Annotated in this window: 18 protein-coding genes; 3 read left to right on the top strand and 15 right to left on the bottom strand. The window is 61.3% G+C overall.

What is annotated here, in order from left to right:
* Positions 1 to 8: 8 nt before the first annotated feature.
* The 9 genes from HU731_RS05065 to copC form a co-directional block, all read right to left on the bottom strand.
* Positions 9 to 869 (bottom strand): aldose 1-epimerase, encoded by an 861-nt coding sequence (locus HU731_RS05065; protein WP_186608999.1) that lies wholly within the window; start codon positions 867 to 869, stop codon positions 9 to 11.
* Between the two features lie 145 nt (positions 870 to 1,014).
* Entirely contained in the window at positions 1,015 to 2,295 is a 1,281-nt protein-coding gene (locus HU731_RS05060; protein WP_032903436.1) for a TRAP transporter large permease, read from the bottom strand.
* 1 nt (position 2,296) lies between these two features.
* On the bottom strand, positions 2,297 to 2,824 hold the full coding sequence (locus tag HU731_RS05055; RefSeq protein WP_186609001.1) for a TRAP transporter small permease: 528 nt from the start codon (positions 2,822 to 2,824) through the stop codon (positions 2,297 to 2,299).
* 65 nt (positions 2,825 to 2,889) lie between these two features.
* Positions 2,890 to 3,852, bottom strand: a complete 963-nt coding sequence (locus HU731_RS05050) for a TRAP transporter substrate-binding protein (RefSeq protein WP_186609003.1) — start codon at positions 3,850 to 3,852, stop codon at positions 2,890 to 2,892.
* Between the two features lie 45 nt (positions 3,853 to 3,897).
* The gene (locus HU731_RS05045; RefSeq protein ID WP_186609005.1) at positions 3,898 to 4,773 is read right to left on the bottom strand and encodes an SMP-30/gluconolactonase/LRE family protein; all 876 of its coding nucleotides are present in this window, start codon (positions 4,771 to 4,773) and stop codon (positions 3,898 to 3,900) included.
* Positions 4,774 to 4,799: 26 nt separating this feature from the next.
* Positions 4,800 to 5,618, bottom strand: coding sequence for an NAD-dependent epimerase/dehydratase family protein (locus HU731_RS05040; protein ID WP_186609007.1), 819 nt, complete (start codon positions 5,616 to 5,618; stop codon positions 4,800 to 4,802).
* A 211-nt stretch (positions 5,619 to 5,829) separates the two neighbouring features.
* Positions 5,830 to 7,092, bottom strand: a complete 1,263-nt coding sequence (locus tag HU731_RS05035; protein WP_186609008.1) for an OprD family porin — start codon at positions 7,090 to 7,092, stop codon at positions 5,830 to 5,832.
* 261 nt (positions 7,093 to 7,353) lie between these two features.
* Positions 7,354 to 8,211, bottom strand: a complete 858-nt coding sequence (copD, locus tag HU731_RS05030) for a copper homeostasis membrane protein CopD (RefSeq protein WP_186609009.1) — start codon at positions 8,209 to 8,211, stop codon at positions 7,354 to 7,356.
* A gap of 3 nt (positions 8,212 to 8,214) precedes the next feature.
* A complete protein-coding gene (gene copC / locus HU731_RS05025) occupies positions 8,215 to 8,580 on the bottom strand; it encodes a copper homeostasis periplasmic binding protein CopC (RefSeq protein WP_186609010.1) in 366 nt (121 codons plus the stop codon).
* Positions 8,581 to 8,696: 116 nt separating this feature from the next.
* Between copC and HU731_RS05020 the strand changes: the two genes are divergently transcribed.
* Complete coding sequence (locus HU731_RS05020; protein WP_014719000.1) at positions 8,697 to 9,317, top strand: TetR/AcrR family transcriptional regulator; 621 nt, start codon at positions 8,697 to 8,699, stop codon at positions 9,315 to 9,317.
* A 564-nt stretch (positions 9,318 to 9,881) separates the two neighbouring features.
* Here the strand turns inward: HU731_RS05020 and preA are convergent.
* The 3 genes from preA to hydA form a co-directional block, all read right to left on the bottom strand.
* Positions 9,882 to 11,156, bottom strand: a complete 1,275-nt coding sequence (gene preA / locus HU731_RS05015) for an NAD-dependent dihydropyrimidine dehydrogenase subunit PreA (RefSeq protein WP_186608631.1) — start codon at positions 11,154 to 11,156, stop codon at positions 9,882 to 9,884.
* Positions 11,156 to 12,523 (bottom strand): NAD(P)-dependent oxidoreductase, encoded by a 1,368-nt coding sequence (locus HU731_RS05010; protein WP_186608632.1) that lies wholly within the window; start codon positions 12,521 to 12,523, stop codon positions 11,156 to 11,158. The genes preA and HU731_RS05010 overlap by 1 nt, the downstream gene beginning before the upstream one ends.
* 105 nt (positions 12,524 to 12,628) lie before the next feature.
* Complete coding sequence (gene hydA / locus HU731_RS05005) at positions 12,629 to 14,068, bottom strand: dihydropyrimidinase (RefSeq protein ID WP_186608633.1); 1,440 nt, start codon at positions 14,066 to 14,068, stop codon at positions 12,629 to 12,631.
* 593 nt (positions 14,069 to 14,661) lie between these two features.
* Here hydA and HU731_RS05000 point away from each other — a divergent pair.
* Positions 14,662 to 16,149 carry an NCS1 family nucleobase:cation symporter-1 gene (locus HU731_RS05000; RefSeq protein WP_186608634.1) on the top strand — a complete coding sequence of 496 codons (1,488 nt, stop codon included), beginning with the start codon at positions 14,662 to 14,664 and terminating at the stop codon, positions 16,147 to 16,149.
* A 144-nt stretch (positions 16,150 to 16,293) separates the two neighbouring features.
* The gene (locus HU731_RS04995; protein WP_186608635.1) at positions 16,294 to 17,577 is read left to right on the top strand and encodes a Zn-dependent hydrolase; all 1,284 of its coding nucleotides are present in this window, start codon (positions 16,294 to 16,296) and stop codon (positions 17,575 to 17,577) included.
* A 119-nt stretch (positions 17,578 to 17,696) separates the two neighbouring features.
* Here HU731_RS04995 and HU731_RS04990 read toward each other — a convergent pair whose 3' ends face one another.
* Genes HU731_RS04990 through HU731_RS04980 form a run of 3 tightly spaced genes read right to left on the bottom strand, consistent with a single transcriptional unit; the run spans position 17,697 to position 23,476 of the window.
* Complete coding sequence (locus tag HU731_RS04990) at positions 17,697 to 19,112, bottom strand: efflux transporter outer membrane subunit (RefSeq protein WP_186608636.1); 1,416 nt, start codon at positions 19,110 to 19,112, stop codon at positions 17,697 to 17,699.
* The gene (locus HU731_RS04985) at positions 19,096 to 20,265 is read right to left on the bottom strand and encodes an efflux RND transporter periplasmic adaptor subunit (protein ID WP_186608637.1); all 1,170 of its coding nucleotides are present in this window, start codon (positions 20,263 to 20,265) and stop codon (positions 19,096 to 19,098) included. The genes HU731_RS04990 and HU731_RS04985 overlap by 17 nt, the downstream gene beginning before the upstream one ends.
* A complete protein-coding gene (locus HU731_RS04980; RefSeq protein ID WP_186608638.1) occupies positions 20,255 to 23,476 on the bottom strand; it encodes an efflux RND transporter permease subunit in 3,222 nt (1,073 codons plus the stop codon). The genes HU731_RS04985 and HU731_RS04980 overlap by 11 nt, the downstream gene beginning before the upstream one ends.
* Positions 23,477 to 23,674 lie beyond the last annotated feature (198 nt).

Genomic DNA, 23,674 nt, shown 5'->3' with positions numbered 1-23,674 from the left:
CCTACAGTTCAGGTATTTGGAGTGTATTTCAGGTTGAATGCCAGGTGGGTTGACTGGCCTTGCTCCAGCAATTTCAGGCCAGGCCTGCCAGGCAGGTGATGGGCATTGACCGGATGACTCACCGGCTCGATGCAGAAAAATTCCAACCCCGGCGGGCAGTACAGAAGGAAGTAATCAGCACCGCTGGCCTGGCATTCGAGGCGGTAGCCAAGCTCCGGTTGTTCGATCAAACAGTGCCCATCCCAGCCGCAAAAGCCGTTGTCCACCAGCCCCTCTGGCAATCCTTTGAGTTGGCGCAAATCCCAATCCTCGGGAACCGGTGCCAACTCGGTGGGCAGTTTGGTTGCATCACTCATCCACACCTGCCCAGCCCTGGCCTGCAGCCGCGTACCCGGCCGGCGCGGCAAATACGGATGCAAGCCCAGCCCATGCCACGCCGGTTGCTCGGCGAGGTGAGTCACACACAGTTGGATATTCAACTCACCGTTGTTCAAACGAATCCGCTGGCTGGCGTGATAGGCGAAGGGCGTCGCGCATTCCATCTCCAGCACCACTTCATGTGGGGTATGGCTCACCACCTGCCATGCCTGCTGCCAGGCCGAGCCGTGAATCGGCAAAGGATCATTGAGGCTATTGGCTGCCAGTGCCAGCCAGCCATCGGGGTTGTCAAACCCGCCCTGGGCGATGCGGTTGGACCAGGGCGCTAATGGATAACAGCCCAGCTTGCCCGGCAGCCCGGTATTGATCGCCTGTGCATCGCTGTGCCGCAACAGCGGCTGCCCGGTGGCGCGTACCGTCCAGTTGACGAGGCTGCCGCCGATGGCGGGGGCGAGCACCAGATGGGTGAATTGATCCGAAAGCTCAATCACGATTGACCTGCCTAGTGAAGTCAAAACAAACACTGAGGATTCAACTGTGGGAGCTGGCTTGCCTGCGATAGCGATCTGTCAGTCAATGCATTCATGACTGATACACCGCTATCGCAGGCAAGCCAGCTCCCACACTGGTTCGCCTTTACAGCACCAAGTGGGGCAACCACAGCGACAACGCCGGAACGTAGGTCACCGCAATCAGCACCAAGAACAACACCGCATAAAACGGCAGCAGGGCCTTTACGGTTTTCTCGATACTGGTCTTGCCCACCGCCGCGCCGACGAACAGCACCGCGCCCACCGGCGGGGTAATCAGGCCGATACCCAGGTTCACCAGCATGATCATGCCGAAGTGTACCGGGTCGACGCCGATGCCCAGGATCACCGGCATCAGGATAGGCGTGAGGATCAGAATCAGCGGCGCCATGTCCATCACCGTGCCGAGCAACAACAGCATGACGTTGATGCACATCAGGATCACGTAGCGGTTGTCCGACAGGGTCAAGAACAGCGTGGTGATCTTCGCCGGGATCTGCATCAGGGTCATGATGTAGCCGAAGCTGGCGGCGAAAGCGATCAGGATCATCACGATGGAAATGGTGCGCACCGTGCGATGCATCAGCTTGGGCAGCTCGCGCCATTTGTAGTCGCGGTAGATGAACATGGTCACGAAGAATGCCCACAACACCGCAATCGCCGCCGACTCGGTGGCGGTGAAGATGCCCGAGAGGATGCCGCCGAGGATGATCACCATGGCCATCAAGCCCCAGAGCGCATCGGCGGCGATCTTCAGCGCCTGCTTCAGAGGGATGACTTCGCCTTTGGGGTAGTCACGCTTTTTCGCGAAGATCAGGCACAGCACCATCAGGCACGCGCTCATCAACAAGCCCGGCACCACACCGGCCATGAACAGCGAGGCGATGGAGACGGTGCCGCCCGCCGCCAGGGAATACAGCACCGAGTTATGGCTGGGCGGCGTCAGCAGTGCCTGCACCGAACCGCTGACGGTCACGGCGGTGGCGAATTCGCGCGGATAACCACGCCGTTCCATTTCCGGGATCAGCACCGAGCCGACCGAGGCGGTATCGGCCACGGATGAGCCGGAAATCGCGCCAAAAAACGTCGAAGCCATGATGTTGACCAGGGACAACCCGCCACGCACAAAGCCCACCAGCACCCCGGCAAAGGCCACCAGGCGCCGCGACATACCGCCCTCGGCCATGATCGCCCCGGCCAGCACGAAGAACGGAATCGCCATCAGCGAAAACTTGTTCACCCCACCGGCAATCTGAATCATCAGGGCCTGGAACGGGATGTCGATCCACCACGCGCCAATCAGCGCCGACAGCCCCAATGCATAGGCCACCGGCATGCCGATCAGAATCAATACAACAAAGCTGCCCAACAGAATCAATGCGTCCATATCAGGCGGCCCCTTCGTTTTCTTCAACCAGGTCGAAACGCACCACCTTGCGGTTGCTCTGATCACCGAGCAGCAGCTTTTCGACCACGAACACCAGGGTCAGCACGCCGCCAATCGGGATCGGCATATAGGTGATGCCTACGCGCAGGGTAGGGATGGCGCTCATGAATTGGTTCCAGGTGGACAGGCACAGCTTGGTGCCCCAAATCGTCATGAACACGCAGATGGTGCCCATCAGCAGTTGCGAGAGGATGCCGACGAGGCGGCGTTGGGCAGGCGGCAAGCGGTCAGTGACCATCGCCACCGACATGTGCGCACCGGCACGATAACTGGCGGCGGCGCCGATAAAGGTGAACACCAGCATCAGCAGGATGGCGGTGGGCTCCGGCCAGCTGGAACCGGTGCCGAGGGCGTAGCGGGTGAAGATACCCCAGGGGATGATCAAGGCGACCCCCAGCACCGAAAGGCCGGCGACCCAGATGCAGGTCATGTAGAGGCGGTCATTGAAGCGCAGCAGTAAAGTCTTCATGGCGTTCACCGTGACCGGGCGCGTCGATGCCGACCGCACCGGGCCTTATGCAGGGGCAGGGGAGGTTATTGAACCGCGTCGATGCGCTTGATCATGTCCGCATACGGCGCACCGTATTTGGCACGCACCGCCGCAGTGGCCTCATAGAAGGGCTTTTTGTCGACAGTGATGAACTCCACGCCGGCCTTCTTGAGTTTCTCTTCACTGCTGGCGGACTTGGCATCCCACAGCACGCGCTCATCGGCCTGGGCGGCCTTGGCGGCGTCCTTGACCATCTCCTGCTGGGCGGCGTCGAGCTTGTTCCAGGTGATTTTCGACATCACGATGGGTTCAGGCAGGATCAGGTGTTCGGTGAGGGTGTAGTACTTGGCGTTCTGGAAGTGGTTGTGTTCCAGCAAGGTCGGCGGGTTGTTTTCCGCGCCGTCGATGACCCCGGTCTGCAGGGCGCTGAAGATCTCGCCGGTGTCCATGGCGATGCCGTTGGCGCCCATGGCGTTGAAGGCTTCAATGAAAATCGGGTTGCCTTGCACGCGGATCTTCATGCCCTTGAGGTCTTCGATCTTGCGCACCGGTTTCTTGGTGTAGAGGTTGCGCGTGCCGCCATCCATCCAGGCCAGGGCCACCAGGCCGAACTCGGAGTTGGTGATCTTGGCGAGGATCTCATCGCCGATTTCGCCGTCGATGACCTTGCGCATATGCGCCTGGTCGCGGAATACGAACGGCAGGTTGAACACGTTCACGTCCGGCACCACCGGGCCGACGATACCGAGGCTGACGCGGGTCATCTGCACGGCGCCGACCTGGGCCTGTTCGACCACTTCCTTCTCGGAGCCCAGCACACCGCCGGGGAAATACTTGAAGGTCAGCTCGCCGTTGCTCGCCTTGGTCAGGGCCTTGCCCATGTTTTCTTCTGCGACCACGGTGGGGTAGCCAGCGGGGTGGATGTCGGCGAACTTGATTTCCAGCGCGTGGGCGGCGCTGCTGAGGGTGAAGATTGCAGCGGCGAGCAAGGTGCGTTTGAAGTCCATGGAAGTCACTCCTGTCTTGTTATTGTTGTATTCAAGGCACAGCGATTAAACGATGAAGCGGGGTTCGGGCAGCCCTTGGACGCCGGGATTGAGGGCGAACACGCCACCGGACAGCGACTGTTTACTCGGGTCGTCACGGATGGAGGTGACGTACAGAGTGTCCAGGCGACTGCCACCGAAGGCGCACATGGTGGGTTTTTTCACCGGCACGCTCAGGGAGCGGTCCAGCCGACCGTCGGGGGTGAAACGGTGAATCAGCCCGGCGTCGTTGGCGCAGATCCAGTAGCCGCCCTCGGCGTCCACGGCCGCACCGTCGGGACGCCCGGGGAATTTGTTCATATCAATGAATACGCGGCGATTGGACGGTGTGCCGGTCTCGATGTCGTAGTCGAACGCCCAGACCTGTTGCACCTTCGGGTGAGAATCGGAGGCGTACATCGTGCGACCGTCGGGGCTGAAGGCCAGGCCGTTGAGGGTGATGAACCCGTCCAGTTGCGCGCGGGGTGCAGCCCCGGACGCATAGCGATAAAGGATGCCGTCGGCGGCGTTCAAGCCCATGTCCAGCACCATGCTGCCGGCCCAGAAACGGCCCTGGCGATCGCAGCGGCCATCGTTCAAACGCATGTCCTTGCGTGAATGCTCGATGCTGGCCAGCGGCGTGGTGTCGAGGCTGCCGTCGTTGTGGGGCGTGAGTTGGAAGAAGCCAGTTTCCATGCCGGCCACCCAGTTACCCGTGTTGGTGCGGGCAATACAGGCCAGCATTTGCGGGGCTTTCCACGCCGCCAGATGGCCGGTGGCGGCGCTCCAGCGTTGCAGGCCGCCGTTGGGGATATCCACCCAATACAGCGCGTTTTCTTCCACTACCCATACCGGGCATTCGCCCACGGCGTTACGGGCGTCGACAATCAATTCAGCACGCATGGTCATTCCCTTGGGTTGCTGGGCACTCAGTCACCGAACGGCCCCGCCGCGCAGAACGCGCCGCCCTGGTAGACCTTGGCCGGGTCATCGGCGGCCACGGGCGGTTGCGTTTCGACCTCGGCGCGGAACACTTCGGAGCTGTCCTTGGGCGCAAAACCCAGGTGCGCGGCGTAGCGGTTGTCCCACCAAGTGTCGAGGTTGGCCGACATACCGTACACCACGGTATGGCCGACGTTGGGCGTGTACAGCGCGCGTTCGAGCAGTTGAGTCAGGTCGTCGAAGCTCAGCCAGGTGTGCATCATCCGGCGGTTCTGCGGTTGCGGGAACGAGGAGCCGATACGGATGCTCACGGTCTCGATGCCGTAGCGGTCGAAGTAGAAACTGGCCATGTCTTCGCCGTAGGATTTGGACAGGCCGTAGTAACTGTCCGGGCGGCGCGGGGAATGGGCGTCGAGTTGCTCGCCCTGCTTGTAGAAACCGATCACGTGGTTGGAACTGGCGAAGATCACCCGCTTGACCCCGTGGCGGCGGGCGGCTTCGTAGATATGGAAAATGCCACTGATGTTCGCGCCCAGCACCTCTTCGAACGAGCGCTCCACTGACACGCCGCCAAAGTGCAGGATGGCGTCGACGCCTTCTACCAACTGATGCACGGCGTGTTTGTCGGCCAGGTCGCAGATGTGCACTTCTTCGCGCGCATCGGTGGCAGGGGCCATTTCAGCGATATCCGAAAGGCGCAGCACCTGGGCATAAGGACGCATGCGTTCACGCAGGACTTTGCCCAGGCCGCCGGCGGCACCGGTGAGTAGCAGGCGGTTGAAGGGAGCGGGGGTGGTGGTGGTCATGAGCCTTCCAGATTTTTGTTGTAGGTTGTCGTATGACTATAGGGAAATAGTGTTAGGGATTCCTGGTGTTGTCAACGTCCAGCTCTCTGTAGGAGCGAGCTTGCTCGCGAAAAACTTCAACGATAACGCGTGTTCCTGATTAAACGCGGCGCCCATGGGTTTCTCGCGAGCAAGCTCGCTCCTACAAAAATCTGACCAAGCCATCCAACATTCAGAGTAATGAAATCGGATAGCTGATAAAAATCCGGTTCTCATCGAACTCGTTATTGCTGAAGTCCCGGCGCATGGTCGAGTTGCGCCACTTCACATTGAGGTTCTTCAGCGCACCGCTCTGCACGGTGTAGGCCAGTTCCGACTCCCGCCCCCACTCTTTGCCGTCGGTGATCGCCCCGGTGTGTACGTTGCTGCCGCTGATATAGCGGTTCATCAAGGTCAGCCCCGGAACGCCGAGCACCACAAAGTTGAAGTCGTGGCGCACCTGCCAGGACTTTTCCTGGGCGTTGTCATAGCTGGCGTTGTAGCTGTCGTTGGCGAGGGTGCCGCCGCTGGTGCCGTTGATGCGCATCCAGGCGCTGTCGCCGCTGAGTTTTTGCAGGCCCACGTAGAAGGTGTGGCCGTTGTATTTGGCCGAGAGCAGGGCGAACAGGGTTTTGTTATCGAGGTCGCCGGCCAGGGCACTGCCGTCTTCCTTGCCATTGAAGAACCCGAGGTTGGCGCCCAGGGTCCAGTCGCCCACCGGCTGGCTGTGGGTGAGGTTGAGGTACTGCTGTTGGTAGATATCAGTCAGTTCGGCGTACCACAGGCCGACCTGGGTACGTTTGTCGTTGAAGGTGTATTCGCCGCCGCCAAAGTTGAAACGGTCCGAGGTGAACGCGGCTTTGCCGTTCATGAACATATCTTCCATGCTCGCGTCGTTGCGCGGGCTGTTGCCGCGAAACTGGCCGCCGTAGAGCGTTAGGCCGGCGATTTCATTGGAGGTGATTTGGCCGCCGCGAAAGGTCTGGGGCAGGGAACGGCCATCATCGGAACGCAGGATCGGCAGCACCGGCATCCATTCGCCCACCTTCAACTCGGTCTTCGACAGCCTGGTTTTCAGCGCGACACCCAGGCGCCCGAAATTGTCGGCGGGGCGGCCATCGTCATGCACCGGCAACAGTTGCGTGCCGGCGGTGCCTTTACCGCCATCAAGTTTTTGCGAGTACAGGCCCAACACGTCAATCCCGAAACCGACCGTGCCCTGGGTAAAGCCGGACTTGGCATCGAGGATAAAACTCTGCGTCCACTCTTCGGCCTTGCCCTGGGGGTTGCTGGGGTTGGTGAAGTTGCGGTTGAAGTAGGCATTACGCAGGTTGAGCGTAGCCTTGGCGTCGTCGATAAAGCCTTCGGCGTTGGCACCCAGCGGCAGGGTGACTGCCAGGCTGCCGAGACCGAGAAGGCCCAGGCGCGTGCAGGAATGGCGGGCGGATTGACTCACAGTGAGGCTCCCTTTGTTTTGTTGTTTTTATTATTTGTTATACGTCGTCGTACAACATTGAGCGCGATATTTGCGAGGTTTTAAGGGCGTGTCAAGCAGAAGTTATACGATGACTTGGGTGAAACGATTCAACGTCTCTGTAGGAGCGAGCGTGCTCGCGAAAAACGTCAACGATAACGCGTACTTCCTGAATGAACCCGGCGCCTGTGAGTTTTTCGCGAGCAAGCTCGCTCCTACATGGATTGCATTGCAACGCAGGTTTCAGCCAGCCATGACCATCGGCGGCAGGGTGCCAAGCAGGGAAACCGCCGCCACCGCTGCAATGCCCAGCAGCCACTCCATCATCACACTGGCTCTCAAACTGCCCAGGCGTTGCTCGCAGCGCTTGATACGCAACCGGTTCAGCAGCGCCAACCCCAGCATGCCCAGTACCAGCCCCACCTTGATCAGCAAAATCAAGGCAAACCCTTGGAAGAGCGGCGTGGGCCACAGTTGCCCGGTGAGCACACGCACATTGATCAAACCGGTCACCAGCAGGCCGCCGACCAGGCCATATCCCACACCACTGAAGCGGCGCAAAATCGGCTCCAGGCGCTGGTCTTGCGCATGCCTGAAGATCAGCACCAACACCAGCAGCCCCCCTAGCCAGGCCCCAACGCATAGCAGGTGCACCACCTGGTTGAGGATCAGCAACTGCCCACGGAGCCCGTCGAGCATGGCGCCGTGGCCAACGGGTGCCAGGGTCGCCAGCAGCAGAGCGAGCAGCGGTAAGCGCAAGATCGGCCAGGGCTTGATCAGCACGATCACCAGCAGCAGGTTCAGCAGCAGATGCCAGGCCCATACCTGGCCAAAAAAGGTCTTGCCCAGCACCAACTGCACGGTGGCCGGTTGCAGCGCCGAGTCCCAACTGCCGGCCATGCTGGCGGTGATCAACAGCAACCACGCAACCCCGGTGACAAGCCCCAAGCCGGCCAGGCCGCGGGTGATGCGCAGCAGTTGCCGGTCCAGTGTCGGTTGCACATGAGCGCCGAGCAGCCAGGGCCTGAACACCCAGGCCCCGAACATCAACAGCACGACGATGAAATGCAGGAAGCGGCACAGCACCAGCAGGGTTGCCATGGGTTATTGGCCGACCTTGAAGCTATAAGTGCCTTCGCTTTTGTGAGTGTCGACGGACACCGCATGCCATTGGACTGTATAGGTGCCGCTTGCCAGCGGAGCGGCAGGCGTGACCACCAGGGTTTTATTGTCGGCTCCCTGGGTTTCCAGGCCCTTGATGGCGACTTCGGTGCCGTCCTTGCTCAGGGACACCTTGGTAAAGGTGGCTTCGACGCCTTCGCTGAAGGTCAGGCGCAGGTCTTTCGGCGCGGCGACGTTGCTGTCAGCCGCAGGCTCCGTGCTCTTGAGATGGGCGTGGGCAAACGCCGCCGAGGCGCCCAGCAGGGCAGTGAACAGGACAGCAGCGGTCAGGGACTTCTTGAGCAACATTGTTCAATACCAATCAGAGGACAGGAGCCGGCAGTGTACGAAGTTTCGGCTTGGCCTGTCGCCCCGATCTAGAGCCGGTGGTAGTCTTTAGGCCGTGTTGTTGTCAGGGAGCCCTTATGGGCAATCACAAGATCGGAATTCGTCGGGTCAACGTCGAGAAAATCCTGCTGGCGGCGGAGAAGGTCTTCGCCAACAAGGGCTATGGCAGCACCGCCATGGCCGACATCGCCGAAGAAGCGCAACTGCCGCGCTCCAACCTGCATTACTACTTCACCACCAAAAGCGAGCTGTACAGCGCGGTGCTGTTCGACCTGCTGGAGTTGTGGAAGCAGGACGCCCTGAGCTTTGAAACCTTTGACGACCCTCGTGTAGTGCTCAGCAGCTACATCCGCGCCAAGATGCAGCGCTCGCGCACGCGGCCGTATGGCTCCAAGGTCTGGGCCAATGAAATCATCCACGGCGCGCCCACACTTGGCGAAGCCCTGGATGAAAGCCTGTATGACTGGGCCAAGATGAAGGAAGCGAAGATTCGCCAATGGGTGCAAGACAAACGCATCCTGCCGGTGGAGCCCTCGAGCCTGCTGTACATGATCTGGGCCTCGACCCAGCACTATGCCGACTTCGATCATCAGGTGAAGATTTTGAATGACCACCAGCCGTTGTCGGACAGGCAGTTCGAAAAGGCCATTCAGACCGTGACCGGTGTGATTTTGCGCGGGATTGGCTTGGAACCTTGAGCCTTGTAGTGAGGCTCAAGGCCCTATCGCAGCATAGGTATCTACACAACTTCGAAGCGACGCTGGACTTGTGGCGAGGGAGCTTGCTCCCGTGACGGCCTGACAACCGATGCAAATCTACCCTGACACCCCGCGATCAACCTGTGGGAGCGGGCTTGCTCGCGAAGGCGGCCTGGCAGTCAACACAGTTGGATTGTGTACATATCCATTCCTGCGGTAACGGCCACTTAGGGTTCCGCCCTGACGGCGGCTCACTTTTGAACAGCGCAAAAGTAAGCAAAACGCTCTTGCCCCACCACTCGGCACCTCGCTTAGGCTCGGTGTGCCCGTAATCCGCCAGTGATTTGGGGGGCCGCCGCCACGCGCCATCCATGGCGCGGGGCGGCTAAACCGGCATCCCTGCCGGTTTACCCCCCAAATCCCTGTCGAATTCCGGCCAGCGTGGTTTAACGGGGCGCCTAAGATCAAAAGCAGATCAAGAGCGACTCGCTTCGCATCGTGGAGTGTGTGGCCGGGCGCGATCAACTGTGGGAGCTGGCTTGCCTGCGATAGCGACCTAAAGAACTACACAGCCTCCCGGTAAGGATTGCGCGGGTCCTGCGTCCAGTTCAAAAACGGCTTGCCGGTATCGATCGGCACCATCTCGATGCAGTCGGCCACCGGGCAGGTGATCTGGCACAGGTTGCAGCCCACGCACTCATCGTCGATCACCTCATACAGATGCGTGCCATCGGCCTGCTTCAAGCTGGCAATGGCCTGGTGCGAGGTGTCCTCGCAGGCAATATGGCAACGCCCACAGCCAATGCACGCGTCTTGGTCTATCTTGGCGATGACTTGGTAGTTGATGTCGAGGTACTTCCAGTCCGTGGTATTGCCCACCGCCCGCCCGGAAAACGCCTGCAGGTTGGCATGGCCTTGGCTGTCCATCCAGCGCGACAAGCCATCCTTCATTTCTTCAACGATGCGAAACCCATGCAGCATCGCCGCCGTGCACACCTGCACCGCGCCGCAGCCCAGGGCAACAAACTCCGCCGCATCCCGCCAGGTACCGATACCGCCGATGCCGCAGATCGGCAGGCCGTGGGTCTGTGGGTCGCGGGCGATTTCGGCGACCATGTTCAACGCAATCGGCTTGACCGCCGAGCCGCAGTAACCGCCATGGGTGCTCTGGGAACCGACCACCGGCAGGGCGACCATACGCTCCAGGTCTACGCTGGTGATGGAGTTGATGGTGTTGATCAGCGACACCGCATCGGCGCCGCCGCGATAGGCCGCCCGCGCCGCCACGCGGATGTCGGTGATGTTCGGCGTGAGCTTGACGATCACCGGCAGCGAGCAATACGTCTTGCACCAGCGCGTCACTTGCTCCACGTACTCCGGCACCTGGCCGACGGCGGCGCCCATGCCCCGTTCGGGCATGCCATGGGGGCAGCCGAAGTTCAGCTCGATGCCGTCGCAGCCGGTCGCCTCCACCAAGGGCAGGATGTTTTTCCAGGACGCTTCGACACAGGGCACCATCAGCGAGACGATCAGCGCGCGGTCCGGCCAGTCCTTTTTCACCTGGGTGATTTCCCGCAGGTTGATCTCCAGGGAACGGTCGGTGATCAGTTCGATATTGTTGATGCCCAGCACTTCGCGGTTGGCGCCGTAGTGCGCGGAGTAGCGCGACGACACGTTCACCGCCGCCGGGTCTTCCCCCAGGGTTTTCCACACCACGCCACCCCAGCCGGCCTCGAAGGCGCGCACCACGTTGTAGGCTTTGTCGGTGGGTGGCGCGGAGGCCAGCCAGAACGGATTGGGCGCTTTGATTCCGGCGAATACAATCGAGAGATCGGCCATTACGCAGCCTCCACAGTCAGCATGAGTTGGGCGTGCATGGCTTCGGCAGCCCGCTTGCCATGTTGTACCGCCTGGACGGTGAGGTCCTGGCCGAGGCTGACGCAGTCGCCGCCGGCATACACCCCTGGGATGCTGGTGCGCAGTTGCTCATCGACGAAGACGCGCTCGTCGACGCGGTGCAGTTGCTGGGCCAGCGGGTCGTGCAGGGCGTCGTTGTCAAAGCCTTGCCCGATCGCCTTGAAGATCGCATCGGCGGCCAGTTCGAAGGTTTCCCCGGTAGGCAGCAGGCGACCGTCTTCCAAGCGTGTGCGGGCAAAGCGCATGCCGCGTACGCGGCCCTGGTCGTCGAGCAGAACCTCGTCGGGTTGGGCCCAGGTCAACAGCCGTACTTGATTGGCTTTGGCGATGTCCTGTTCGTGGTGGGTCGCGCCCATGTCCGCGAGGCCACGGCGGTATACCAGGTTGACATCGCGGGCACCGAGGCGGGCCATTTGCACGGCCATGTCGATGGCGGTGTTGCCGGCGCCGAGTACGATGCAACGGTCGGCCAGGGGCAATTGGCTGAGGTCATCGGCCTGGCGCAGTTCACGGATATAGTCGGTGGCGGCGAGCAGGCCGGGGGCGTCCTCAAAGGGCAGGCCCAGCCGTTTGCTGGCCGCGAGACCCAGGCCGAGGAACACCGAATCGAATTGCTGGTGCAGTTCGCTCAAGGTCAGGTTGCCGCCCAGGCGCTGGCCGTGGCGAACCTCGATGCCGCCAATCTGCAGGAGAAAATCCAGTTCCTTCTGGGCGAAGTCGTCCACCAGTTTGTATTTGGCGATTCCGTACTCATTCAGGCCGCCGGCTTTTTCCCGCGCTTCGAAAATCACCACGTCATGGCCGTGCAAGGCGGCGCGGTGGGCGCAGGCCAAACCGGCGGGCCCGGCGCCGACCACGGCGATGCGCTTGCCGGTGGGCGCGGCGCGTTGGAATGGGTGTTCGCTGAAGTGCGCATTATCGATAGCGTAGCGTTGCAACAGGCCGATCAGCACGGGAGCGCATTCTTCGGTGTTATTGCGTACGCAGGCCTGCTGGCAAAGGATTTCCGTCGGGCACACCCGCGCGCAGCTGCCACCGAGAATGTTGGCCGAGAGAATTTTCTGCGCGGCGCCTTGCACGTTGTCGGTGTGGATATTGCGGATGAATGACGGGATATCGATTTCGCTGGGGCACGCATTCACGCAGGGCGCGTCGTAGCAGTACAGGCAGCGCGAGGCTTCCAGCTGGGCCTGGCGCGCGTTGAGTGGCGGTGCCAGGTCGGTGAACTGGTTGGCGAGGGTGGCCCCGTCTTCGCGGGGGTGGGGGAGGTGGGTCAGGGTCTGAATCACGGTGTTGGCCTCACGGTTATTGAGGTGCTGCCTCTGATGGGCGATCGTTCCCACGCTCTGCGTGGGAATGCCTCACTGGACGCTCCGCGTCCGCTTTTTTTGGACTCAGCGGTTCACGGCCACTGGTTTGGAGAGCGTTGCCCGCTTGCTCAACTGCTCGAACACCGACGGATACGCCGGCCGCTGCACATACCGGCCGGCGCCTCGCTCGGCCCGCAGGTCGCCATCGGCCCACACCAGCTTGCCCTGGCTGATGGTGTGGCTGGGCACGCCGCGCACGGTCTTGCCTTCGAAGATGTTGAAGTCCACCTGCTGATGGTGGGTCTTGGCTGAAATGGTCCGCGTGCCCTCGGGGTCCCATAGCACCAGGTCGGCATCGGCGCCCACGCGTATCGCGCCTTTACGGGGGTAGAGGTTGAAAATCTTCGCGGTGTTGGTGGAGGTCAGCGCGACGAATTCCTGCATCGACAAACGCCCGGTATTGACGCCTTCGTGCCACAGCAGCGCCATGCGATCTTCAATGCCGGCGGTACCGTTGGGGATCTTGCTGAAGTCGTCACGCCCGGCGGCTTTTTGCTCGGCGCAGAAACAGCAGTGGTCGGTGGCGGTGGTGTGCAGGTTGCCCGCTTGCAGGCCATGCCACAGTGCCTCCTGGTGCCCGCGCGGGCGGAATGGCGGGCTCATCACATAGCCAGCGGCGGTCTGCCAGTCGGGGTGCTGGTACACGCTGTCATCGAGCAACAGGTGGCCGGCGAGTACTTCACCGTACACCGCCTGGCCCTTGCCTCGGGCGTAGGTGATTTCATCCAGGGCTTCCTTCGTCGACACATGCACCAGGTACAGCGGCGTGCCGATGGTCTCGGCAATCCGGATAGCACGGCTGGCCGCTTCGCCTTCCACTTGGGAGGGGCGCGACAGCGGATGGGCTTCCGGCCCGGTGATGCCCTGGGCCATCAGTTTGCGTTGCAGGTGATACACCAGCTCGCCATTCTCGGCATGCACGGTGGGCACCGCGCCGAGTTCCAGGCAGCGTTCGAAACTGGCGACCAAGGTGTCGTCGGCAGCCATGATCGCGTTTTTGTAGGCCATGAAATGCTTGAAGCTGTTGATGCCGTGATGGCTGACCAACTCGGCCATTTCCTCGCGTACCTGTTCGCTCCACCAGGTGATCGCTACATGAAACCCATAGTCGGCGGCAGACTTTTCGGCCCAGCCGCGCCACTGGTGGAAAGCTTCCATCAGCGACTGCTGCGGGTTGGGAATCACGAAGTCGATGATCGACGTGGTGCCACCGGCCAAGCCTGCCGCCGTACCACTGAAAAAGTCTTCACTGGCCACGGTGCCCATGAAGGGCAGTTGCATGTGGGTATGAGGGTCGATGCCGCCCGGCATCAAGTATTGGCCGCTGCCATCGAGTATTTCACAGCCTGCGGGAATATCCAGATTCGTGCCAATGGCGCGAATTAGACCCTCTGCGCATAACACGTCGGCGCGGTAACTTTCATCATGGGTAATAACGGTGGCGCCACGGATCAACAGCGACATGTCGAGTTCCTCACAGGCTTGACCGGCTTGTGCCAGTTCTAAGTGTTGTAATACTGCGTATCGATGACGGATTAATTCCTGTCATCGGTGACAGGAATAGAAACTAGCCCGAGTTTTTCGAATGAGCAAGAAGATTTTTCGCAAGCGTTTATAGGTTTTATCCTTTTGATTTTTATAAGAAAAATCTTATTTTCACCAAAATGAAGCACGCCCACCCTGTTTTGACGCACTTGACAGGTTCTTGATCTGATCAATATTTCTTATTGCAAATCAGGCGCTTGAGATATGCCGCTTGACGGCGTCGAGAAATAAAAATAATTGTGATGCACCAGATTGAGACCTGAAGTTCGAGCAACTTGCGTATTGTTTAGCCTGACGCGTGCGGCAAGTACCGTAGGCTCAATTGGAAAGCTGATAAACATCAGCACGTTATATAAGCGGTGCGGGTTCAGAGGCGGTTGTCGGCACGGTTATTGAGTGCACGGGCAGTTGGCCGGAACCCTGGAAGTCATGTTGTTGATGCGGTACTCCGGCCACCTGAACCTAGCGTGCAGGTGAGCAACAATAATTTTAAAAAAAACCGTGGAGCGGCCATGCAACAGAACAGATCGCAAGTCATCGAGCGCAACGGCCTGTACGAACTTGACGCCGGCCCCGACGTCCTCGACAGCCCTCGCTACAACCACGACATGGCACCTACCAAAGTGCACGAGCGCACCTGGAACAAATGGCACATCACCGCGCTATGGGTCGGTATGTCGATCTGCGTGCCCACCTACACTCTGGGCGGGGTGCTCACGGCGTATTTCGGGCTGTCGGTGGGGGAGGCGCTGGTAGCGATCCTGCTGGCCAATATCGTGGTGTTGATCCCGCTGACCCTCAACGCGTTTCCCGGCACCAAGTACGGCATTCCGTTTCCGGTGCTGTTGCGTTCGTCCTTTGGCATCCTCGGCTCCAACGTACCGTGCCTGATCCGTGCGCTGGTGGCCTGCGGATGGTTTGGTATCCAGACGATGTTCGGCGGGCTGGCGATCCACCTGTTTCTGGGCTCGATTTTCGATGGCTGGAAAGCCCTCGGCGGCACTGGCGAGGTGATCGGTTTCATGCTGTTCTGGTGCCTGAACCTGTGGGTGGTGCTGCGCGGCGCCGAGTCGATCAAGCGCCTGGAAACCTTGTCGGCGCCGCTGTTGGTCGCCGTGGGCGTTGGGCTGTTGGTATGGGCGATGCCGAATGTGTCCCTCAGCGAGTTGATGGCGATCCCACCCAAGCGCCCCGAAGGCGCCAGCCTCACCGGTTACTTCATGGCGGGGCTTACGGCGATGGTGGGTTTCTGGGCTACGTTGTCGCTGAACATTCCCGACTTCAGCCGCTACGCCAACAGCCAGAAAGACCAGATTCTGGGGCAGATCTTCGGCTTGCCGCTGACCATGTTCCTGTTCGCCGCCCTCGGCGTGGTCATGACCGCCGCCTCGGTAAAACTGGTGGGGGTGAGCGTCTCCGACCCGGTGAGCCTGATCGGCCATATCCAGAGCCCGGTGTGGGTAGCCATCGCCATGGCGCTGATCATCGTCGCAACGTTGTCCACCAACACTGCGGCGAACATCGTCTCGCCCACCAACGACTTCCAGAACATCGCGCCCAAGCTGATCAACCGCACCACAGCGGTGATCCTCACCGGCCTGGTAGGGCTGGCGCTGATGGCCCATGAACTGCTGAAAAAACTCGGGCTGATCGTCTCGGACGTCAGCCTGGAAACCGTGTATTCCAATTGGCTGCTCGGCTACTCGAGCCTGCTGGGGCCGATTGCCGGGATCATGGTGGTGGACTACTTCATTACCCGCCGACAACAGTTGGACCTGGCCGGCCTGTACCGCGACGACGTGTACCCGGCCTGGAACTGGAGCGGGTTTGTCGCTTTTGGCGTACCGGTGGTGCTGACGCTGCTGTCGTTGGGCAGCGACGCGTTCAGCTGGTTCTACAGCTACGGCTGGTTTACCGGTTCGGCGTTAGGCGGGGTGTTGTATTACGGGCTCAATGCCAAGCGCGCTAGCACTCCACTCACCGTCAAATCCCCGTTGTAAACACGGTCCAGGTGGGAGCTGGCTTGCCTGCGATAGCGGATTATCAGCTAAAGCCGTGTCGACTGACACACCGCTATCGCAGGCAAGCCAGCTCCCACACTTGACCGCGTCAATTCATAAGAAACTCAGCCTGAGGAGACCTCCATGAACGCTGCCCTCGACGTTCTGCAATCGACCCATCAGCACATCAACCGCGACCGTCTGTGGCAGTCGCTGATGGACCTGGCCAAACTCGGTGCCACCCCCAAGGGCGGTGTGTGCCGCCTGGCCCTCACCGACCTCGACCGTAAGGCTCGCGACCTCTTCGTGCAGTGGTGCGAAGCGGCTGGTTGCACCGTGACCATCGACGGCATCGGCAATATCTTTGCGCGTCGCCCCGGCCGCAATCCCGACCTGCCGCCAGTGATGACCGGCAGCCATATCGACACCCAGCCCACGGGCGGCAAGTTCGACGGTTGCTTCGGCGTGCTGGCCGGTGTGGAAGTGCTGCGCACCCTTAACGACCTGAATGTGGAAACCGAGGCGCCGCTGGAAGTGGTGGTATGGACCAACGAAGAAGGCTCGCGCTTCCCACCGTGCATGATGGGCTCAGGGGTGTTTGCCGAGAAGTTCAGCCTGGCCGATACCCTGGCCAAGGTCGATGCGGAAGGGGTCAGCGTGGGTGAGGCGCTGAACGCGATTGGTTATGCGGGAACACGGCCGGTCAGCGGGCATAAGGTCGGCGCGTATTTCGAGGCGCATATCGAACAAGGGCCGATTCTGGAGGATGAACACAAAACCATCGGCGTGGTGCTCGGCGCCCTTGGGCAAAAATGGTTCGACCTGAAGCTGCGCGGTGTTGAAGCCCACGCGGGCCCTACACCCATGCACTTGCGCAAGGACGCCCTGGTAGGCGCGGCGGCAGTGGTGGCCGCCGTGAACGCGGCGGCGCTGGCGCACCAGCCCCATGCATGCGGCACGGTGGGTTGCCTGCAAGCGTATCCGGGATCGCGCAACGTGATTCCCGGTGAAGTACGCATGACCCTGGATTTTCGTCACCTGGAACCGGCACGGCTGGATTCGATGATTGCCCAGGTTCGCCAGGTGATCGAGGCCACCTGCGCCAAACACGGCTTGAGTTTCGACATGCAGCCCACGGCGGACTTCCCGCCACTGTACTTCGACAAAGGCTGTGTGGACGCGGTGCGCAATGCCGCCAATGGCTTGGGCTTGTCGAACATGGATATCGTCAGCGGGGCGGGGCACGACGCGATCTTCGTGGCTGAGCTGGGCCCGGCGGGGATGATCTTTGTGCCGTGTGAAGGCGGCATCAGCCACAACGAAATCGAGAATGCCGCGCCGGATGACCTCGCGGCGGGCTGTGCGGTGTTGTTGCGCGCGATGGTAGCCGCCTCAGCGGCCATCGCCAGCGGCCAGCTCGCGGCCTGAAATGCGCTAAAAAATGTAGGAGCGAGCTTGCTCGCGAAAAACGCCAACGATAACGCGTGCTTCCTGAAAATACGCGGCGCCTGTGAGTTTTTCGCGAGCAAGCTCGCTCCTACAGGGTATTAACCGGGCTGCCAGCCGCCGCCGAGTGCGGTCAACAGTCCCACGCTTGCTTGCAATTGCCGGGTCTGCACCGCCTGCAATGTTCTCTGCGCCTGCAACGCGGCGGTTTGGGCGGTGACCACATCCAGGTAACTCACCGCCCCGGCCTGATAGCTGTTCATCGCCAAGGCCTGGGTATGTTGCGCTGCCTCTGCCGCCGCTTGCTCGTCCTCGGCTTGCTGCTGCAAATCCCGCAGTTGGGCGAGGTTATCTTCCACCTCGCGCACGGCTTTTAACACGTGGCTACGGTACTGTGCCGAGGCCTCCTCGAACTCGGCCTTGGCCTGGCGCTCATTGGCGCTCAAGCGCCCGCCGTCGAAGATCGGCAGGTTCATCAGTGGCCCCAGCGCCCAATACCGGTTGCCGGCGGACAGCAGGTTGCCGACGCCTTGGGTCTGCCCGCCCAGCACACCGGTCAAACTGAAATCCGGAAACCACGCTGCCTTGGCCACGCCGATAGTTGCATTGGCCGCAAACACCCGTCGTTCAGCGGCGGCAATGTCCGGGCGACGCTGCAACAGGTGGCTGGGCAACTGCGCCGGAATGCCAGGCAACGCCATTAATTGCGAGCTGGGCGGCAATGAAAAATCACTGGCCGTCACGCCCACCAATTCGCCGATGGCATGCTCGGCGAGGTTGCGCTGGCCACGCACTTCGTCCAGCTGTGCCTTGGCTTCGGCCAGTTGGTTTTGTGCGCGGGTCAGGTCCAGTTCCGACGCAATCTGGCCTTCATAACGGCTGCGGGTCAGTTGCAGCGCTTTGCTGAAGTCCTGCAACGACGTGTTGAGGATTCGGCCCTGTGCATCCAGCCCATTGAGCTGCACATAGAGGCTCGCCAACTGCTGTTGGAGGCTCAAGCTCACCACCGCCAAATCATCAAAAGACGCTTGCGCCTGGGCATCGCCCGCGGCCACCTGGTTGCGGATTTTGCCCCACAGGTCGAGGTCGTAACCCAGGGAAAACCCAGCGGTATTGCTGTTGTACACCGACGGCTGTGTAGTGCCGCGCAACGGTCGTGAATCCGATTGACGCTGACGCAGCGGTTGCGCGCTGGCGGTGATTTGCGGGAACAGGCCCGCGTGCAATTGGCTGGCGTAGGCCTGGGACGCATCCACGTGCGCCAGCGCCGCGGCCAGGTCCGGGTTGGCCTTGAGCAGTTGCTGTTGCAGCGAGTTCAGGCGCGAATCGTTGTAAAGCTGCCACCACTGGGGCGCCAATTGGTCCGACGGTTGCGCGCTGTGCCAGGGGCCATCGCTGGTTTGTTCACGGTAGTTCGCGGGCAGGTCAACCGACGGCACTGTATAGGTGGGTGCCATCGAGCAACCCTGCAACGCCAGCAGCATCAACGCCGCCAGCGGCTTAAGCCTTGGGCGCATGGGCACCTCCGGTGGCGTCAGCCAGTTGCACCGGGTCGCCTTCACGCAGGGCGTCGGGCGGGTTGTCGATGATGCGGTCGGCAGGCTTCAAGCCTTGGTCGATCACCAGGCGCTCGCCGAGGTCCAGGCCAATATGGATGTCTTGCAGGTGCACATGGTTGCGCCCGTCCAGCACCGCAACCTGGGTGCCCTGGGCGCGGAAGATCAAGGCGCTGGCCGGGATGCTCACGCCATGGGTATCGGCCGGAATCGGCAGGGTGACTTCGGCGTAATCACCTGGCAGCAGTTCGCCGTTGGGGTTGTCGGCAACGAACTGGGCGAGCAGGGTGCCGGAGCGGCGGTCGATGGCGGTGGAGTCACCGATCAGGCGTGCCTTGAAGTGCTCGCCGGGGTGCTCAGGGACGGTCAGTTCAGCCTCAAGGCCCGTATGAATCACCGCTGCATAGTTCTGCGGCACCGGCACGTACAAGCGCAATTGGTGGGTGTCGGCAATGTTGAACAGTTCCGGATCGCTGGCGTTATCGGCCTTGATCAACTGGCCGATGTCCGTGTTGCGGGCGGTGATGGTGCCGGCGAACGGCGCGCGAAGGGTCTTGTAGCTTTCCAGGGCGCACAGTCGCGCGTAGTCCGCCGCCGCAGCTTCGGTGTTGGCCTTGGCGGCTGCGGCATTGGAGGTTTTCTCATCGGCGTCCTGGCGCGATACCGAATGGCTGGCCAGCAGGTTTTGCCAGCGGGTCGCGGTGGTGGCTGCCAGGCGTGCGTTGGCTTGTTGCTGGATCAGGCGGGCATGGGCCTGGGCCAGTTGTTGGTCGAGCTCGGGGCTGTCGATTTCGGCGAGGATTTGCCCGGCCTTGACCTGGGCGCCGATGTCGACTTTCCAGTCCTTCAAGTAGCCGCTGACCCGTGCATGGATCGCCGCCTGGCTCCATGCTTCCAGGTGAGCGGGCAGGCGCAGGGTATCACCGGCGGCGTTTGGCTTGGGTTGGAACACCATCACCTGGGGGACAGCGGCGGCTTCGGTCCAGGCAGTGACCGATTGCTCGTGCAGCGTTCGTGCGTGCAGGCCGCTGGCGACCAACAGGGCAGCCAACGTCAGGCCACCGACACCCAGGAGCATCAGACGCTTGCGCGAGGGTTTTTGATCAGGCGACATGGGGCGTTTCTCCAGCAGTTGCGCGAGTAGGATGACGGCCGTGGACCAGGCTGAAGACCACGGGAACAAACAACAAAGTGGCGATGGTGGCGAAGATCAAGCCACCGATGACCGCTCGACCGAGCGGGGCGTTCTGTTCCTCGGAAATCGCCAGGGGCAACATGCCGATGATCATTGCCAGGGCGGTCATGCACACCGGGCGAAAGCGTGTGTAGCCCGCTTCCAGCGCGGCTTTCAATGCATCGCCATGTTCGGCCAGGCGCTCACGGCAGAAGCTCACCACCAGGATCGAGTTGGCGGTGGCCACGCCCATGCACAAGATGGCGCCGGTGAGTGCTGGCACCGACAACGAGGTGCCACTGAGGAACAGCATCCACACGATGCCCGCCAATGCTGCCGGCAACGCCGTGATGATCACAAAGGGGTCGGCCCACGACTGGAAGTTGACCACGATCAGCAAGTAGATCAGCACCACCGCGCCGAGCAGCCCGAAGCTCAAACCACTGAACGCCTCATGCAGCGCATCGATCTGCCCGTGCAGGCTGATGGTCGCGCCTTTGGGGCGCATGGACGCCGTGTCATCCAGCACCTTTTGCACATCGCGGGCCACACCGCCGAGGTCGCGACCTTGCACGTTGGCGTACAGGTCCAGGGTCGGCTCGATGTTATAGTGGGTCACCACGGCCGGGCTTTGTACCCGGGAGATGGTCGCCACGCCGCCGAGAATTTGCGCCTGGCCATTGGCACCGGTTACCGGCAGCGCTTCCAGGGACGGCAGGCTGTCGAGACGGTATTGCGGGGTGGCGGCGACGATGGAGTAAGACACGCCGTTGGCCGGGTTGAGCCAGAAGGTCGGCGCGGTTTGCGAGCTGCCGGCGAGGGAGGCGACCATGCTGTTGGTGACGTCACGCTCGGTGATACCCAGGCCATTGGCGCGCATGCGGTCTACATTCACTTGCAATGAGGGGTAGCCGGTTGACTGCTGAATGCGCAGGTCGGCAATCCCCGGTACATGCTGCAAGCGCCGTTCAAGCTCGACGGCATAGGCGCGGTTGTCTGCGTCATTGCGCCCGGAGATTTTGACGTCCAGCGGGGCGGGTGCGCCGAAGTTGAGGATCTGGCTGCTGATGTCGGCGGGCAGGAACGCAAAGTGGCTGCCGGGGAAACTTTGCGGCAGGGCTTCGCGCAGTTTTTTCACGTAGTCGGCGGTGGGCGCGTGGTGCGTTTTCAAGCTGACTTGAATATCGCCATCCTGCGGGCCGATGGTGCCGCTGCTGCTGTAGGCCATGTCGATGCCGCTGAGCGGAATGCCGATATTGTCGACGATGGTGTCCAGTTCTTCGGCGGGGATGACCTCGCGGATCCGCGCTTCGATGCGGTCGAACGCCGCGGCGCTTTCCTCGATGCGCGTGCCCAGGGGCAAGCGCACATGCAGGGCCAGGGCACCCGCATCGGTGGCTGGGAAAAAGTCCTGGCCCAGGCTGGGCAACAGCAGGAACGACGCGAGTACGCAGGCCAGGAACCCGACAATGAAGCGCTTGCGTGCGCCCAATGCCAGCGTCAGCAGGCCATGGTAGGTGTCGCGGACATTGGAAAAGTGCCGCTCGAACCCCTGCTGAAAATTAAGCAATGATTGCAGCAACGCATTGCGCGGTTTCAGGTGCTGTTCACCCTCGTGGTGGTTGATGAATGCATCTTCCGGATGATGCCCCGCGCCTGGCTCGGGCCTATGTGGTTTGAGCAAAAACATCGCCAGCGTCGGCACCAGGGTGCGCGAGAGAATGAACGAGCTGGCCATGGCGAAGATCACCGCCAATGCCATGGGCCGGAACAGGTAACCGGCGATGCCTTGCAGCAAAAACATCGGCACGAACACGATGCAGATGCACAGCAGTGAGACGAACGCCGGGCCGACGATTTGCGCGGCGCCGTCGAGAATCGCGGTCTTCACCGTCTTGCCTTGTTCCAGGTGCCAGTTGATGTTCTCGATGGTCACCGTGGCGTCATCTACCAGGATACCCACCGCCAATGCCAGCCCGCCCAATGTCATCACGTTGAGGGTTTGCCCGCTGACCGCCAGCAACGCGATGGCCGAGAGCACCGCCAGGGGAATCGACGCGGCGATGATCAAGGTCGAACGCCAACTGCCGAGAAACAGCAGGATCATCGCACTGGTGAGCAATGCGGCAATGATGCCTTCCTGGGCCACGCTGCCCACCGACTGTTTGACGAATACCGAGGCGTCGCCCAGCAGCGAGGTTTTCAATGACGGCGGCAGGGTTTCATTGATGCGCGGCAGCATCTGGCGGATACCGTCGATGATCGACAGGGTGGAAATGCTGCCGTTTTTCAGCGCCGGCATCAGCACGGCGCGATGGCCGTCGACCCGCACGATATTGGTTTGCGGTGGTGAACCGTCGCGCACATGGGCCACTTGGCCGATGGTGATCAGCGCACCGTCAACCGTCTTGATCGGCAAGTCGTTGAGCTCATCGATGGCTTTGGGGCTGTTGTTGAGCAGGATCGTGTATTCGTTGGGGCCCAGCTTGGCGGTGCCCACCGGGATGATCTGGTTCTGCAGCGCCAGGGCATTGCCCACATCCTGGGCCGACAAACCTTTGGCGGCCAGGGCTTGGGGGTCGAGGTCCAGCGTAATCTGCCGTTGCTTGCCGCCCATCGGTGTAGGCATGGCCAGGCCGGGCAGGGCACTCAAGGGCAGGCGGATATTGTTCTGCACCAGGTCGCGAATTCTGGCTTCCGAAAGGCTCGGGCTGGAGAACGCCATTTGCAGGATCGGCACCGTGGAGGCGCTGTAGTTGAGGATCAGCGGCGGGGTGATGCCCGGCGGCATTTGCTTGAGCACGGTTTGTGACACCGCCGTGACCTGAGCGTTGGCGGTACGGATATCCACGCCAGGCTGGAAGAAGATCTTGACGATGCCCATGCCGGGCAACGATTGCGACTCGATGTGTTCGATGTCGTTGACGGTGGTGCTCAGGGAGCGTTCGTAGGTGTAGATCACCCGGCCGGCCATGGCGTCCGGGGACAGGCCGTTGTACTGCCAGACCACGGCGACCACGGGAATGCCGATATCGGGAAAAACATCCGTGGGCGTGCGCAGGGCCGCCATCGGCCCAATGATGCAAATGAATATAGCCAGCACGATGAAGGTGTACGGCTTGTGCAGTGCGGTCTTTACCAGCCCGAGCATGCGTGAGTCTCCGAGAAGAGCAGGATTGCAAACCCCGGCAGTCTTGCCCGACCCACCTAACACGCGCCTTTCAGCCAAGTGAAGGAAGTTTTAGTTAATGGCTGAAGATCCTTTCATAGGGATTCATTTGTTCCAGGAAGGGTGGCTCATCAAGCTTGTCAGCCATCGGATACGACCTTTTAATACCTGCCCTTTGGA

The organism is Pseudomonas salmasensis (genome assembly GCF_014268375.2).
GTDB lineage: Bacteria > Pseudomonadota > Gammaproteobacteria > Pseudomonadales > Pseudomonadaceae > Aquipseudomonas > Aquipseudomonas salmasensis.
The sequence above is the reverse complement of the archived record's forward strand: the minus strand, read 5'-3'. Positions and strand labels throughout refer to the sequence as shown.

Excerpts from the sequence above, each read along its gene's own strand:
- HU731_RS05060 (WP_032903436.1), bottom strand. The coding sequence starts at position 2,295 with ATGGACGCATTGATTCTGTTGGGCAGCTTTGTTGTATTGATTCTGATC.
- HU731_RS05055 (WP_186609001.1), bottom strand. The coding sequence starts at position 2,824 with ATGAAGACTTTACTGCTGCGCTTCAATGACCGCCTCTACATGACCTGC.
- HU731_RS05050 (WP_186609003.1), bottom strand. The coding sequence starts at position 3,852 with ATGGACTTCAAACGCACCTTGCTCGCCGCTGCAATCTTCACCCTCAGC.
- HU731_RS05045 (WP_186609005.1), bottom strand. The coding sequence starts at position 4,773 with ATGCGTGCTGAATTGATTGTCGACGCCCGTAACGCCGTGGGCGAATGC.
- HU731_RS05040 (WP_186609007.1), bottom strand. The coding sequence starts at position 5,618 with ATGACCACCACCACCCCCGCTCCCTTCAACCGCCTGCTACTCACCGGT.
- copD (WP_186609009.1), bottom strand. The coding sequence starts at position 8,211 with ATGGCAACCCTGCTGGTGCTGTGCCGCTTCCTGCATTTCATCGTCGTG.
- copC (WP_186609010.1), bottom strand. The coding sequence starts at position 8,580 with ATGTTGCTCAAGAAGTCCCTGACCGCTGCTGTCCTGTTCACTGCCCTG.
- HU731_RS05020 (WP_014719000.1), top strand. The coding sequence starts at position 8,697 with ATGGGCAATCACAAGATCGGAATTCGTCGGGTCAACGTCGAGAAAATC.
- preA (WP_186608631.1), bottom strand. The coding sequence starts at position 11,156 with ATGGCCGATCTCTCGATTGTATTCGCCGGAATCAAAGCGCCCAATCCG.
- hydA (WP_186608633.1), bottom strand. The coding sequence starts at position 14,068 with ATGTCGCTGTTGATCCGTGGCGCCACCGTTATTACCCATGATGAAAGT.
- HU731_RS05000 (WP_186608634.1), top strand. The coding sequence starts at position 14,662 with ATGCAACAGAACAGATCGCAAGTCATCGAGCGCAACGGCCTGTACGAA.
- HU731_RS04995 (WP_186608635.1), top strand. The coding sequence starts at position 16,294 with ATGAACGCTGCCCTCGACGTTCTGCAATCGACCCATCAGCACATCAAC.
- HU731_RS04990 (WP_186608636.1), bottom strand. The coding sequence starts at position 19,112 with ATGCGCCCAAGGCTTAAGCCGCTGGCGGCGTTGATGCTGCTGGCGTTG.
- HU731_RS04985 (WP_186608637.1), bottom strand. The coding sequence starts at position 20,265 with ATGTCGCCTGATCAAAAACCCTCGCGCAAGCGTCTGATGCTCCTGGGT.
- HU731_RS04980 (WP_186608638.1), bottom strand. The coding sequence starts at position 23,476 with ATGCTCGGGCTGGTAAAGACCGCACTGCACAAGCCGTACACCTTCATC.